Below are 13074 nucleotides of genomic sequence, written 5' to 3' on the forward strand. Positions count from 1 at the left end.
GCCACAGAGTCACAGAGACACAGAGGGAATGGCACCGAATTTCTCTGTGTCTCCGTGCCTCTGTGGCTTTGTTTCTACTTCGGCCGCATCCAGACGAGGCAGCGTTGGGCATCCAGGCCGGGGACGGTCAGTTGTTCCACGTGAAACACGTCGACGTCGGAGGGCAGGGCGGCGATCTCGTCGGCCGGGTTCTGCCCCTTCATCGCCATCCACACGGCGCCTTCGGCGAGGTGTTGGCGGGTCAGGCTGGTGAAGTCGGCCAGCGAGGCGAAGGCACGGGAGGTGATGACGCCGAAAGCTTGGGCCTGCAAAGTCTCGACCCGGCTATGCACGCCATGCAGGTTGGGCAGTTTCAGTTCGGCGGCCACCTGCTGGATGAAGGTCGCCTTCTTGGCGACGGCGTCCACACAGGTCACGTCGGTGCCGGGGCAGCAGATGGCGATCACCACACCCGGCAGGCCGCCGCCGGCGCCCACGTCCATCAAGCGCTGCGGCGCCCCGTGGCGCAGCAGCGGCGGAATGGCCGCGAGGCTGTCCACGAGGTGGTGGCTCAGCATCTGCGCCGGGTCTCGGACGGCCGTCAGGTTGTAGACCCTGTTCCACTTCTGCAGCAGGGCGAGGTAGGCCAACAGCTGGTCGATCTGGGTCGCTGAAAGATCCAGGCCAAGTTGCTGGGTGGCTTGTTCCAGGGCGGCTCTCATCGGCGAGCCCCGAACACAGCCACAGAGACACCGAGGCACCGAGAAGGTCGTGCCGGTGCGTGGATATTTCTCTGTGCCTCTATGCCTCTGTGGCTATGTATTTGCCTCATGGGCACGCTCATGCCGCCTCCGCTTCGCTGAAGCCCTTGAACTTGCCCTTCTTCAGGTGCACCAGCAGCAGCGAGATGGCCGCCGGCGTGATGCCGGAGATACGCGACGCCTGGCCCAGGGTTTCCGGCCGGTGGGCGTTGAGCTTCTGGCGGGCCTCGAAGGAGAGGGCGTGGACCAGGCTGTAGTCCAGGTCCTCCGGCAGCCTGAGGTGCTCGAAGTGAGCCGCACGAGCGACGTCATCGACCTGCTTGTCGATGTAGCCCGCGTACTTCACGCTGATCTCCACCTGTTCGGTCACGAGGCCGGCCAAGTCCGCGCCGAGTTCGGCCGCCAGCGTTTCACGTGAAACACCCGCCTCGGGTTTGGCGATCGCGGCCACTTCGGCGATGGTGTCGAATCCGACGCCCGGCCGGCGCAGCAGGTCCGCAAGGTTGTATTCGCGCTCCAGTGCTTTTCCGAACAGCCTTTCAGCGTCGGCAGCCGGAAGGATGCCGGGGTGAACCCAGGTGCTCTTCAGCTTCTCGGTTTCACGTGAAACGGCGTCGCGCTTGCGGTTGAAGGCCGCCCAGCGCTCGTCGTCCACGAGGCCCAGGCGACGGCCGACTTCCGTCAAGCGCAGGTCCGCGTTGTCCTCGCGCAGCTGCAGCCGGTACTCCGCCCGGCTGGTGAACATGCGGTAGGGCTCGGTGACGCCCTTGGTGATGAGGTCGTCCACCAGCACGCCCAGGTAGGCCTGGTCGCGAGCGGGCGTCCAGGGGTCGTCGCCGCGAACCTGCAGCGCCGCATTCAGCCCGGCGAACAGGCCCTGCGCGGCGGCCTCCTCGTAGCCTGTCGTGCCGTTGATCTGGCCGGCGAAGAACAGGCCCTGGATGACCTTGGTCTCGAACGAGGCCTTGAGCCCGCGCGGGTCGAAGTAGTCGTACTCGATGGCGTAGCCGGGGCGCAGGATGTCGGCGTTCTCCAGCCCCGGAATGCTGCGCACGGCCGCCAGCTGGATGTCGAAGGGCAGGGAAGTGGAGATGCCGTTGGGATAGAACTCGTGCGTCGTCAGGCCCTCGGGTTCCAGGAAGATCTGGTGCGAGTCCTTGTCGGCGAAACGGTTGACCTTGTCTTCGATGCTCGGGCAGTAGCGCGGGCCGACGCCCTCGATCACGCCGGTGAACATCGGGCTGCGGTCGAAACCGCTGCGGATGATGTCGTGGGTGCGGGTGTTGGTGTGGGTGATCCAGCAGGGCACCTGCTGCGGGTGCATGGCCGTGTTCCCCATGAAGCTGAAGACCGGCACCGGATCGAGGTCGCCAGGCTGGGCCTCGCACTTCGAGAAGTCGATCGTGCGGCCGTCGATGCGCGGCGGCGTGCCGGTCTTCAGGCGCCCCTGCGGCAGCTTCAGTTCCTTCAGCCGGGCGGACAGCGACACGGCAGGCGGATCCCCGGCGCGGCCGGCGCTGTAGTTCTCCAGGCCCACGTGGATGCGGCCGTCCAGGAAGGTGCCGGCCGTCAGCACGACCGCGCGGGCGCGAAACCGGATGCCGGCCTGAGTCACGGCGCCCACCACCCGGTCGCCTTCCACCATCAGGTCGTCCACGGCCTGCTGGAAGAGCATGAGATTGGGCTGGTTCTCCAGGCGCCGGCGAATGGCCGCCTTGTAGAGGATGCGGTCGGCCTGCGCGCGCGTCGCCCGCACGGCCGGGCCCTTGGAGCCGTTCAGGATGCGGAACTGGATGCCGCCTTCGTCGGTGGCCAGGGCCATCGCGCCCCCCAGGGCATCCACCTCCTTGACGAGGTGGCCCTTGCCGATGCCGCCGATGCTGGGATTGCAGCTCATCTGGCCGAGGGTCTCGATGTTGTGGGTCAGCAGCAGGGTCTGCGCGCCCATGCGGGCGGCGGCCAGGGCCGCCTCGGTGCCGGCATGGCCGCCGCCGACGACGATGACGTCGAATTCCTTGGGATAGAGCATGTGGGGAGCCGGTGTTGCGCCACCCCGGAGTCGTGGCACGGGCAAACCTTGAATTTTACGAACCGGCTGTGGATAAGTCACCCGCCAGGGCATGGGCTGGGTCGCGTCATTTCGGTGCGTCCCGGCGGCGATTCATTCCGCCTTCGCCGCCCTTCGTTCCCTTTAGGGACGCGCCGTGACATGGGCCCCTAGCATCACCTCCGGCTCGGTAGAGCCCCTGCTTGGTACCCCTTGGCAGGCTCTCGTTGGATAGGCTGACGTGGAGTTGGGACCCCGATTCATTTCGGGGTCCTTTTTTTCGACCGGACCCGCCCTCGCGTCGCCCGGCCCCCCCGTGATGAGACACACCGAGGACGCCCTGACGGCCTTTGCCGAAGCGATCGCCCTCCTGCTCGGAGCGCCGGCTGAGGCCGTCTGGATCATCGACAACGACCACGGCACCCTGCTGCTGTCCTACAACGGCAGCCACGCCGCCGGCAGCTTCGACGAACTCTGGGCCTGGGCCAAGGCGGTGAAGCGCGCCCTCACGCCCGCGCCCACCGCTGGCAGCCTCTGAGGCCTTCGGCTGGCGACAATGTCCGGATGGACTGCCGCCCCGACTGCGGCGCATGTTGCATCGCGCCCTCCATCACCAGCCCCATCCCCGGCATGCCCCAGGGCAAGCCCGCCGGCGTGCCTTGCGTCCAGCTCTCGCCCGACCGCCGCTGCCTGATCTTCGGCCGGCCGGAGCGGCCGTCGTGCTGCTCGGGCCTGGGCCCCTCGCTGGAGATGTGCGGCGCCTCGCGTACCGAAGCCTTGTTGTGGCTGACCCGGCTGGAGGCCGCGACGGCGCCTTGAGGGCCGCGCCAGCTGAGGCAGACTGCCACGCCATGCCCGCTCCACACCTCGTCGTCACCGCCGTCCCGGTTCCACCGGCCAGCCTGCTCGGCCGCCTCGCCGCCGAGCGCAGCGCCTTCGCGGACGCCTATGCCCTCAGCCTGCCCCGGCGCATCGCGCTGGCGGATTTCGTCGAGGCCTTCTACACGACGCGGCTCTTCAAGCTGGAGCGCTGGCTGCTCGCCCGCATCGGCCGCCCTTCCACCGATGCCGACGCGCATGCCCTGGCGCAAGGCCGAGGCCAGCGCATGGCGGCCTGGACCGTGCAGGCCCGCACGGAGGACGAGCTGCTCATGCACGAGGACAGCGGCGCGACGCGGTCATGGTTCCGGCTCGAGGCGGACGAAGGCGGCGGCAGCCGGCTCTACTTCGGCTCGGCCGTGGTCCCGCGCAGCCGCGGACCCGACGGCGAGCCGCGCTTCGGGATCCTCTTCCACTCCCTGCTGGGCTTTCACCGCGCCTACTCGCGGGCCCTGCTGCGGGCGGCCGCTCGAAGACTGGGCTAGGGTCCGGTGCCCTTGCCGGAGACGGCCTCGGTCACGGGGCGCCCCGTGGCGGCGTCCTCGATCCAGGCCGCACATTCGGCCGCGGCGATGCGGCCCGCCACGCGGTAGCGGTGGCCGGCCTCCGGGGTGAAGGCCACGTCGCCCTGCACCTGGCAGGTTGGGTGGGTCATGGCGAGCAGGGGCGCGGCGTACTGCGTCACCGCCTGCAGCCGCACGCGGGCCGGGCGGGGCGGCACCTCGTTGCTCATGGCCACTGGCGTCTCCGCGAAGCCGCGGCCCCGGTTGGCGTTCAGCGTGGCCACGCTGGTGCTCAGCAGGCGCCGGCCGTCGATCTGCGTCATCTCGAACACGTGCACCAGGCCGGCGTCTATCTGCACCACCTCGTCGGCGACGTTGACGGTGGGGCCGTCGTAGCCGTCCGGCGTGGCCGGCTCGAAGCCCCTGAAGCCGGCACAGCCCGCCAGCAGCAGCAGGCCCGCGGCGGCAGCGGCCCTCATCGCGCCACCGCCGCCCGCATCGAGCGGGCGACGTAGAAGAGGGCCACCGCCGTCAGCGCGAAGCCCACGAGCATGCCGGGCAGCACCTGCGCCCAGCGCAGCGTCTCGCCCTTGAGCACCTGCAGCATCAGCGTGTTCTGGGCAAGACCTGGCACCCACAGGTACCAGGGCGCGTCGCCGCCGGGGTTGAAGAGGCTGACCATGGGCATCAGGCTCACGGCGGTGATGACGAGGGCGCTGCCGGCCTGGGCCTCCTTGAAGGTCTTGGAGCGGATGGCCAGGGCCATCAGCAGCGCCGACAGGCCGGCGGCCAGCGGGATCTGCAGCAGCCAGAAGGCCAGCATCTCGACCGGGCCGAACTGGAACATCGCCTGCAGGCTGTCGCTCTTGAGCAGCCATTGCGCCGGCACGAAGCTCGCCGACGAGAGCAGCGCCACGGCCATGCCCAGCAGCGCGACGGCACCCCATTTGCCCACGACCAGGGCTCCGTGGGGCACCGGGTTCATCACCAGCGGCTCCAGCGAGCCGCGTTCGCGCTCGCCGGCCGTGCTGTCCAGGGCCGCCGTGAGGGCGCCGTAGAGCACTGCCATGATGACGAACATCGGAATGATGCTGGTCAGCCGCGCGGCGCGGGCCTGGACGCTGGCAAGGTCGCGCTCCTCGACGTCGATGGGCTCCAGCAGCTCGGTGGACATGCCGCGCAGCGCCAGGTTGAGCATGGCGCGCTCGCGGTTGAAGCCCAGCAGCAGGCCGCGGATGGGCCCGACGCCCGCGGCGGCCCGCTGGTTGGCGCTGTCGCTGACGATCTCCACCGTCGGCGCCTCGCCGGCGAGCAGCTTGGCCTCGAAATCCTTGGGCACCACCAGCACCGGCTCCAGCAGCTTGGTGGTGCGCAGCCTGGCCTCGTAGTCGGGCGGTGCGGGCTTGATGGTGAAGGTCTGGCGCTCGATGAAGTTCTTGAGCGTGGGCGCGGCATCCAGGCCGACGACGAGGATCTCGCGCTTGTCGGCGCGCTCCTCCAGCGAGGCGATGAGGCCGGACAGCGCACTCAGCAGCAGCGGGCCCATCAGCACGGCCGGCACCAGGATGCGCAGCAGCGTGCGGCGGTCGCGCAGGGCGTCGGTCAGCTCCTTGGCGAAGACGATGAAGGCCTGTCTCATGCCGCCACCTCCTGAGGGAACGCGAGCTTGACGAAGGCGTCCTCGAAGCGGGCCTCGCCGGCCAGCTCGAGCAGCTCGGGCACGCTGCCGCAGGCGACGCTGCGGCCGTGCGAGACGATGACGACCTCGTCGCAGAGCTGCTCCACCTCTTGCATGATGTGCGTCGAGAAGACGATGCACTTGGCCCCGCCCTCGGGGCTGCGCAGCCAGCGCAGGGCCTCGCGCAGGGCGCGCGTGGCCAGCACGTCCAGGCCGTTGGTGGGCTCGTCGAGCACGATGTTGGCGGGGTCGTGCACCAGGGCCCGGGCCAGGGCCGTCTTCATGCGCTCGCCCTGGCTGAATCCGTCGGCGCGGCGGTCGAGGATGGCCTGCATGTCCAGCAGCCGCGCCAGCGTCTCGGCCCGGGCGTTGGCGGTGTCCGCGTCCATGCCTTGCAGCCGGCCGTAGTAGGCGATGTTCTCGCGCGCCGACAGCCGCGGGTAGAGGCCGTGGGCGTCGCCGAGGATGCCCATGCGGGCCAGCGCCTTCAGCGGTGCGTCCCGCACGACGATGCCGTCGCAGGCGATGTGGCCGGCGTCTGGCGGGAACAGGCCGGCCAGCATGCGCAGCGTCGTCGTCTTGCCGGCGCCGTTGGCACCCAGCAGGCCGGTGATGCGGCCGTCGGCGGCCTGCAGGCTCAGGCCCTGCACCGCATGGACGACGCGTTTGGCCCCGCGCTTGAAAAGGCCGCCGCCCGTGTGGGCGACGAACTGCTTGTGGACGTCTCGGATCTCGATCATGGCGCCGTCCCTCCCTGGACGGGCTGGAAGGCTGGCGGGCGCGGGATGCGCGTCGCGCAGGCGGCGTCCTTGAGCAGGCTTTCGGGCAGGGCCTCGGCCTCGGTCGGGGCGTCGATGAAGCGGAACAGCAGGTCGCGCACGCAGCCCACCGCCATCACGCCGTGGCCGGACTCGGGCACGACCAGGTGGCGCACCCGCCCGGGATGCCCCACCGCCAGCGCCTGGGCGACGCGCTCGCCGTGGCGCGGCGGCGTGGCGGGGTCGGCCCCGCCGCTGAGCACCAGCACGGGGCTGGGTGCGGGCGGGATCTTGTAGAAGTCGGCCGGCACCTCGCCGCGTGGCCACTTGCGGCAGGCGCGGCTGTAGAGCTCGGCGTCGACGCGGCCGTAGTCGGCGCCCGGCGCGTCGGTGGACGTGGCCAGGCGCGGTACGTCCTCGGCGCACATCACCGAGAAATGCATGCCCATGGCCAGGCGCAGCCCCGGCGCGCTGCCGAAGGCGGTGCTCAGGCCGAACAGGCCCTCGAAGCGGCCTTCGGCCGCGGCGGCGTGGATGGCCGCGGGCAGGGCGGCGGCCAGGGCGGGTTGGTACAGGGGCGGGCGCACGGCGCGCAGCAGCAGCTCGCGGTCCACCGTGAAGCGCTCGGGCACGCCGGTGAGCGGCTGGGCCACGGTCACGGTGCGAGGCGTGGAGGCCAGCAGCTTCTCCCATTCGGCGCGCAACTGCGGGTGCGTGGCGGCATGCGCGGCGAAGAGCTTGTCCAGGGCCGCCTGGGTGTCGGGCGAGAAGCTGGCCGGCAACACCATGTCGGGCGGTGCGACGCCGTCGATGACGGTGCGCCTCACCTGGCCCGGGAACTGGCGCAGGTATTCGAGGGCCGCCCGCGTGCCGTAGCTCGCGCCGATGAGGTTCCACTGCGGCACGCCCAGCGCCTGGCGCACGGCCTCCATGTCCTGCATGGCGATGGTCGTCGTGAAGAAGCGCAGGCCGCCGTCGCGGCCGTAGGGCAGGGCCTCGAGCTTGGCCCGGCACTCGTCGAGGCGGCGCATCTGGGCGTCGCCGTCGAGTTGTTCGGTCAGCGGCAGCTTGCTGTCGTCGGGGCATTCCAGCGGCGCGGAACGGCCGGTGCCGCGCTGGTCCACGAAGACGAGGTCGCGCCGGTTGTTCAGCCGCGACAGCCGCGGCAGCACCCGCGAGGCCACCTTGATGGCGCTCTGGCCGGGGCCGCCGGCCAGCAGCAGCACGGCGTCGGGCTGCTTGTTGCGGGCCATGGCCGGCACGACGAGGAAGCCGATGTCGATGGCCACGCCGTCGGGCCGGGCGGGGTCGAGCGGGCGGCGCAGGCTGCCGCATTTCAGCTCGTTGGGAATGCCGTCGATGCGGCAGGGCTTGAGCAGGCCGTCCGTCGGCGCCGCCCACGCCGGTCCGCCGAGGCCCGCCACCATCAGGAGCGCCAGCAGGCGCCCACGCCAATCACGCATGCCGAACTCGTCTCGTCGTTGCGAAGGCGCGCAGTATCCGGCGCCTCAGCTGCCTTGCCGCCTGGAACGGGACGAGTGGTCAGGAGCGCTGCATGAGTGGCAGCCGGCGCGGGCGTCTGGCGTCAGGCCTTCTTCATCAGCCCCTGGCAGGCCGACTTGGCCTTGGTGTCGCTGCCGTCCAGCTTGCCGCAGACGCCGTCGAGCTGGGCCTTGAGCCGGCCCACGGCGGCGGCCTGGGCGGGGCCGTGGTTCCAGTTGCCCAGCAGGGTCGCCACCTTCTTCAGCGAGCGTTCGCTGCGCTCGTAGAAGGCGCCGGGGTCCTTCTCGGCCTCGGCGAAGAGCTGGGCCGCCACCTTCTCGATGCGGGCCGTGTCCTCGGGCGCGAGCTCGATCAGCGCGGCGAAGTAGTTCGAGCCCCACTGCAGCCGCGTGGCCGGGCCCTCGCTCTTGTTGAAGGCTTCTTCATACCAGCGCAGCGCGTCCGCCTTCTTGCCCTGCTTCTTGGCGTTGCCGCCGAGCTGGCTCATCAGGTAGTAGGGCGAGTGGCTGCGCGCCAGGGCCGACTTCAGCAGCTCGTCGCTCTCCTTCCAGAGGCCGGCGCGGCCGAGCAGGAAGGCGGCCTCGGTGACCACGGCCTGGCGCTCGTAGCCGTCGGTGATTTCGCGGTTGGCGCGGCCGGCCTGGTCGCGCGCCTCGGCCAGCAGGGCGGGTGGGATGCCTTGCGGATGCGGGTCGTCCTTGGGGGTGTCGAGGCGGGCCAGCTCGATGCGGCCCTGCAGCGCGTTCAGGCGGTCGGCCCGGGACAGGGTGGCGTCCTCGTTGAGCCGCTTGAGTGCGGCATCGAAGGCCGCCACCAGGGCGTTACGGGCCTCGCCCGGTGCGGGGGCGAAGGCCTTGACGAGGTCGGGCGACTCGTTGGTCAGCACGTCCATCTGGGCATGGGCCTGGACCGGGTCGGCGAGGACGGCGCGCAGGCGCGGCAGCTGGGCGGCGTCGGCCGACTTGCCTTCGGCCATGGCGCCGACCGACTTCAGCCACAGCCGCGTCGTCGTCTCGGCATCCACGCCTTCGCTGGCCTTGGCGAGCTGGGCGAGGGTCGCGGCGCGCTGCTCGGCTGGCAGCAGTTGCTGCTCGTCGGTCTCCCAGCCGTAGAAGCCCAGCAGCCGCCATTCGTTGGCGGAGAGCTTCTTGCCGGCCTTGGCGTCGGCCAGCACCGCCTTGACCGGCCGGCCGCTGGACAGGCCCAGCTGCAGCACCTTCATCACCTGGGCCGCGTCGGCCCCGCCCGGCAGCCGGGTGATCTCGCTGCCGCCGGGGTTGAAGAGGATGAGCGTCGGGTAGCCGCGCACCTTGAAGCGCGTGCCGAGCTTCTGGGCGCCGGGCGCGTCGCCATCGATGCCCACGGCCACGAAGGCCTTGCTCTGCTCGATGAAATCGGCGCGATTGAAGAGGGTGGCCTTCAGCTGGTTGCAGGGCGGGCACCACTTGGCGCCCCAGTACAGCAGCACCGGCTTCTTCTCGGCCTTGGCCTGGGTGAAGTAGCGGTCGACGTCGGCATCGGCCGCGGCGGCCTGCCAGGCCACGCCCGTACCGGAGCTGGCGTGGGCGGCCGGGGTGGCGGCCAGGAGGAGGGCGGTGGCGAGGGCGGCGAAACAGGGGTTGAGCTTCATCGGGCCAGGGGTCGATCGTGTCGAAGCGGTCGATTGTCCGCCGCGCCGGGGCCGCAGAATCTGCGCATGCCGAATAAGCTTGATCGCCGCCTGGATGAAGCCCTGGCCGCCCTGCGGGAACGCGCCCGGCCGGAGCAGCTCGAGGGCATGGCCCGCTTCGGCCTCACCAGCTCGGGGCGCCTGGGCCTGGCCGTGCCGGACCTGCGCGCGCTGGCGCGCCGGTTCGGTCGCGATCACGAGCTGGCCCTGGCCCTGTGGGATACCGGCATCCCCGACGCCCAGCTGCTCGCCGGCATGGTGGCCGAACCCGCCCGGCTGACCGTGGCCGAGATGGACCGCTGGGTCGCCGGCATGCGGGCCTGGGACGTCTGCGACCAGGCCTGCCTGAACGCCTTCGTCAAAAGCCCGCTGTCCTGGGACCGCATCCCGGCCTGGGCGGCGCGCGAGGCGGAGTTCGAGAAGCGCGCCGCCTTCGCCCTGCTGGCCGTGGCGGCCGTGCACCAGAAGCAGCGGCCGGACGCGGATTTCCTGGCCCGGCTGCCGCTCATCGAAGCCGCCGCCGCGGACGACCGCAATTTCGTCAAGAAGGCAGTGAACTGGGCGCTGCGCCAGATCGGCAAGCGCAATCCCGCCTTGCGTGAGCAGGCGCTCACTGTGGCGAAAAGGTTGTGCGAGCGTAGCGAGAGGTCGGCGCGCTGGATTGGCAGCGACGCCCGGCGGGAGCTGGGCCGGGCGCCTCGCTGACCGCGCCAGGCGCGCGGCGCCGCCCGAAGAAAATCGACTCCGACCCCATTTTGTGGGTCCCTCTTTGGGGGGAGGTGGGGTTGGCCCTCCGGGGGGAGGCCCCCCGCCGAGCCGCCCTCCAGGTGATGGTCGTGGCGGGCGGTGGCGCCGATGCTGACGGTGTCGCGTCGTTCATGGCGCTGGAACCTTCAAAAGCCCCCGGAGATCGCCATGCAAACCTTCAGCGCCTCGCAGCAGCCCTGGTCGAATTCCAAGTTCAACCTCGCGGCGCAAGCCCGGCCGCGCACGGCCCCCCGCCCGGGCGCCAAGCCCGAGACCTGCGGCTGGTACGACTCCAGCTTCGACCTCGCGACCGGCCTGGAGGTCGACGAGCAGGCCGACGACACCCTCTACCAGCTCTGGCAGCTCTCCCAGCGCTGATCAGAGCCGGCAGGCCAGCGTCGTGCCCTGCAGGATGGCGCGCTTGGCATCCAGCTCCCCCGCTTCCAGCGCGCCGCCGATGAGGTGCACGCTCACGCCCGCGGCCGCCAGCGGCGCCTGCAGCTCCCGCAGCGGCTCCTGGCCCGCGCACAGCACGATGGTGTCCGCCTCGATCAACTGGGCGTCGGCCCGCTTCTCGCCATAGCTCACCCACAGGCCTTCGGGCGTGATCCGCTCGTAATTGACGCCCGACAGCATCTCCACCTGCTTCATCTTCAGCGCCGCACGGTGGATCCAGCCGGTGGTCTTGCCCAGGCCCGCGCCGGGCTTGCCGGCCTTGCGCTGCAGCAGCGTGATCTGCCGCGACGGGGCCTCGGGCGCGGGCCGCAGCAGCCCCGCACGCACCTGCTCCGGGTCGCCCACGCCCCAGTGCCGGCGCCATGCGGCCGGGTCCAGCGTCAGCGAGTGGCCGGCTTCCAGCAGGTACTCGGCCATGTCGAAGCCGATGCCGCCGGCGCCGACGATGGCGACGCGCCCGCCCACCGGCTTGCCGTCCCTCAGCACGTCGACATAGCTCAGCACCTGGCCGCGGGCCATGCCTTCGGCCTGGCCGGGAATCTTCGGGTCGCGCGCACTCACGCCGGTGGCCAGCAGCACGTCGTCGTAGCCCTTCAGATCGTCCGCCGAGACGCGGTGGCCGAGCCGCAGCTCCACGCCCGTGACCTCGATGCGCCGGCCGAAGTAGCGCAGCGTCTCGTGGAACTCCTCCTTGCCCGGGATCCGCTTGGCCATGTTGAACTGGCCGCCGATCTCCGCCGCCGCGTCGAACAGGGTCACCGCATGGCCGCGTTCGGCCAGCGTCGTGGCCGCCGCCAGGCCCGCCGGGCCGGCGCCCACGACGGCGATGCGCTTGCGGGCGTCGCCGACGGGCCGCAGCACGATCTCCTGCTCGTAGGCCGCCCGCGGGTTGACGAGGCAGGTCGAGATCTTCTGCTGGAAGGTGTGGTCCAGGCAGGCCTGGTTGCAGGCGATGCAGGTGTTGATCTCGTCGGCCCGGCCCTGCCGCGCCTTGCGCACGAACTCGGGGTCGGCGAGGAAGGGTCGGGCCATGGACACCATGTCGGCGCTGCCGTCGGCCAGCACGCTCTCGGCCACGTCGGGCATGTTGATGCGGTTGCTGGTGATCAGCGGCGTCGTGATGCCCTCGGCGCGCAGCTGCGCCCGCAGCTTGGCGGTGACCCAGGCGAAGCCCGCCCGGGGCACGCTGGTGGCGATGGTCGGGATGCGCGCCTCGTGCCAGCCGATGCCGGTGTTGATGAGGGTCGCGCCGCCACGGGCCACCCGCCGGGCCAGCTCCACCACCTCCTCCCAGCTGCTGCCGTCGGGCACCAGGTCCAGCATGGACAGGCGGTAGATGATGATGAAGTCCGGCCCCACGGCCTCGCGCATGCGCGCCAGGATTTCCAGCGGCAGGCGCATCCGGTTTTCGTAGCTGCCGCCCCAGCCGTCGGTGCGGTGGTTGGTGTGGGCGACGAGGAACTGGTTGATGAAATAACCCTCGGAGCCCATGACCTCCACGCCGTCGTAGCCGGCCTCGCGGGCGAGCTTGGCGCAGCGGATGAAGGCGCGGATCTGGCGCTCGATGCCGCGCTCGCTCAGCTCCCGCGGCGTGAACGGCGTGATCGGGCTCTGGATGCGCGACGGCGCCACGCAAAGCGGCGAATAGCCATAACGCCCGGTGTGCAGGATCTGCAGGGCGATCTTGCCGCCCTCGGCGTGCACGGCGTCGGTGATGATCTTGTGACGCCGCGCCGCGCCCGAGGTCGCCAGCGTGCCGGCGAAGGGCTTGGCCCAGCCTTCGATGTTGGGCGCGAAGCCGCCGGTGACGATGAGGCCCACCTCGCCCCGGGCCCGCTCGGCGAAGAACACCGCCATGCGCTCGAAGTGCTTGCGTCCGTCCTCCAGGCCGGTGTGCATGCTGCCCATGAGCACGCGGTTCTTCAGCGTCGTGAAGCCGAGGTCCAGCGGGGCGAGGAGGTGGGGGTAGTTCATCGGGCGATGCTAACCAGGGGCCGGCCGCGGGAATTGGAGAGTTCTCCTCAGTCGGCGGCGGCGCGCGGACGGCTGGCAGCAACAGTTCTTCACCCGCTGCTAGACGGCGGAAATCGCGAC

At 70.8% G+C, this 13074-nt stretch carries 13 protein-coding genes; 5 read left to right on the forward strand and 8 right to left on the reverse strand.

From position 1 onward, the window contains the following. Positions 1 to 74: 74 nt before the first annotated feature. The gene (gene rsmG / locus LXT12_RS23350; protein ID WP_233394708.1) at positions 75 to 701 is read right to left on the reverse strand and encodes a 16S rRNA (guanine(527)-N(7))-methyltransferase RsmG; all 627 of its coding nucleotides are present in this window, start codon (positions 699 to 701) and stop codon (positions 75 to 77) included. A gap of 118 nt (positions 702 to 819) precedes the next feature. Continuing rightward, a complete protein-coding gene (mnmG, locus tag LXT12_RS23355) occupies positions 820 to 2769 on the reverse strand; it encodes a tRNA uridine-5-carboxymethylaminomethyl(34) synthesis enzyme MnmG (RefSeq protein ID WP_233394709.1) in 1950 nt (649 codons plus the stop codon). 337 nt (positions 2770 to 3106) lie between these two features. Here mnmG and LXT12_RS23360 point away from each other — a divergent pair, with 337 nt between their 5' ends. Genes LXT12_RS23360 through LXT12_RS23370 form a run of 3 tightly spaced genes read left to right on the forward strand, consistent with a single transcriptional unit; the run spans position 3107 to position 4151 of the window. Then, positions 3107 to 3325, forward strand: coding sequence for a hypothetical protein (locus tag LXT12_RS23360; protein ID WP_233394710.1), 219 nt, complete (start codon positions 3107 to 3109; stop codon positions 3323 to 3325). A 26-nt stretch (positions 3326 to 3351) separates the two neighbouring features. Further along, entirely contained in the window at positions 3352 to 3606 is a 255-nt protein-coding gene (locus LXT12_RS23365; RefSeq protein WP_233394711.1) for a YkgJ family cysteine cluster protein, read from the forward strand. A 32-nt stretch (positions 3607 to 3638) separates the two neighbouring features. Beyond that, positions 3639 to 4151 carry a DUF2867 domain-containing protein gene (locus tag LXT12_RS23370; protein ID WP_233394712.1) on the forward strand — a complete coding sequence of 171 codons (513 nt, stop codon included), beginning with the start codon at positions 3639 to 3641 and terminating at the stop codon, positions 4149 to 4151. Here the strand turns inward: LXT12_RS23370 and LXT12_RS23375 are convergent. The 5 genes from LXT12_RS23375 to LXT12_RS23395 form a co-directional block, all read right to left on the reverse strand. After that, positions 4148 to 4648, reverse strand: coding sequence for a hypothetical protein (locus LXT12_RS23375; protein ID WP_233394713.1), 501 nt, complete (start codon positions 4646 to 4648; stop codon positions 4148 to 4150). The genes LXT12_RS23370 and LXT12_RS23375 overlap by 4 nt on opposite strands. Further along, positions 4645 to 5808, reverse strand: coding sequence for an ABC transporter permease (locus LXT12_RS23380; RefSeq protein WP_233394714.1), 1164 nt, complete (start codon positions 5806 to 5808; stop codon positions 4645 to 4647). Before LXT12_RS23380 ends, LXT12_RS23375 begins: the two co-directional genes overlap by 4 nt. Next, positions 5805 to 6587: an ABC transporter ATP-binding protein gene (locus LXT12_RS23385; RefSeq protein ID WP_233394715.1), complete on the reverse strand. Its 783-nt coding sequence runs from the start codon at positions 6585 to 6587 to the stop codon at positions 5805 to 5807. Before LXT12_RS23385 ends, LXT12_RS23380 begins: the two co-directional genes overlap by 4 nt. Beyond that, positions 6584 to 8068 carry an alpha/beta hydrolase gene (locus tag LXT12_RS23390; protein WP_233394716.1) on the reverse strand — a complete coding sequence of 495 codons (1485 nt, stop codon included), beginning with the start codon at positions 8066 to 8068 and terminating at the stop codon, positions 6584 to 6586. The genes LXT12_RS23385 and LXT12_RS23390 overlap by 4 nt, the downstream gene beginning before the upstream one ends. A 122-nt stretch (positions 8069 to 8190) precedes the next feature. Further along, positions 8191 to 9738 (reverse strand): thioredoxin family protein, encoded by a 1548-nt coding sequence (locus tag LXT12_RS23395; protein WP_233394717.1) that lies wholly within the window; start codon positions 9736 to 9738, stop codon positions 8191 to 8193. 66 nt (positions 9739 to 9804) lie between these two features. Here LXT12_RS23395 and LXT12_RS23400 point away from each other — a divergent pair, with 66 nt between their 5' ends. Continuing rightward, positions 9805 to 10482 (forward strand): DNA alkylation repair protein, encoded by a 678-nt coding sequence (locus LXT12_RS23400; protein WP_233394718.1) that lies wholly within the window; start codon positions 9805 to 9807, stop codon positions 10480 to 10482. Positions 10483 to 10692: 210 nt separating this feature from the next. Further along, positions 10693 to 10902 carry a hypothetical protein gene (locus LXT12_RS23405; RefSeq protein WP_233394719.1) on the forward strand — a complete coding sequence of 70 codons (210 nt, stop codon included), beginning with the start codon at positions 10693 to 10695 and terminating at the stop codon, positions 10900 to 10902. On the opposite strand, the gene LXT12_RS23410 is transcribed toward LXT12_RS23405, so the two are convergent. After that, a complete protein-coding gene (locus tag LXT12_RS23410) occupies positions 10903 to 12954 on the reverse strand; it encodes an NADPH-dependent 2,4-dienoyl-CoA reductase (protein WP_233394720.1) in 2052 nt (683 codons plus the stop codon). Positions 12955 to 13074: the final 120 nt, after the last annotated feature.

It is taken from the genome of Pelomonas caseinilytica (genome assembly GCF_021353235.1).
Classification (GTDB): Bacteria; Pseudomonadota; Gammaproteobacteria; order Burkholderiales; family Burkholderiaceae_C; genus Pelomonas; species Pelomonas caseinilytica.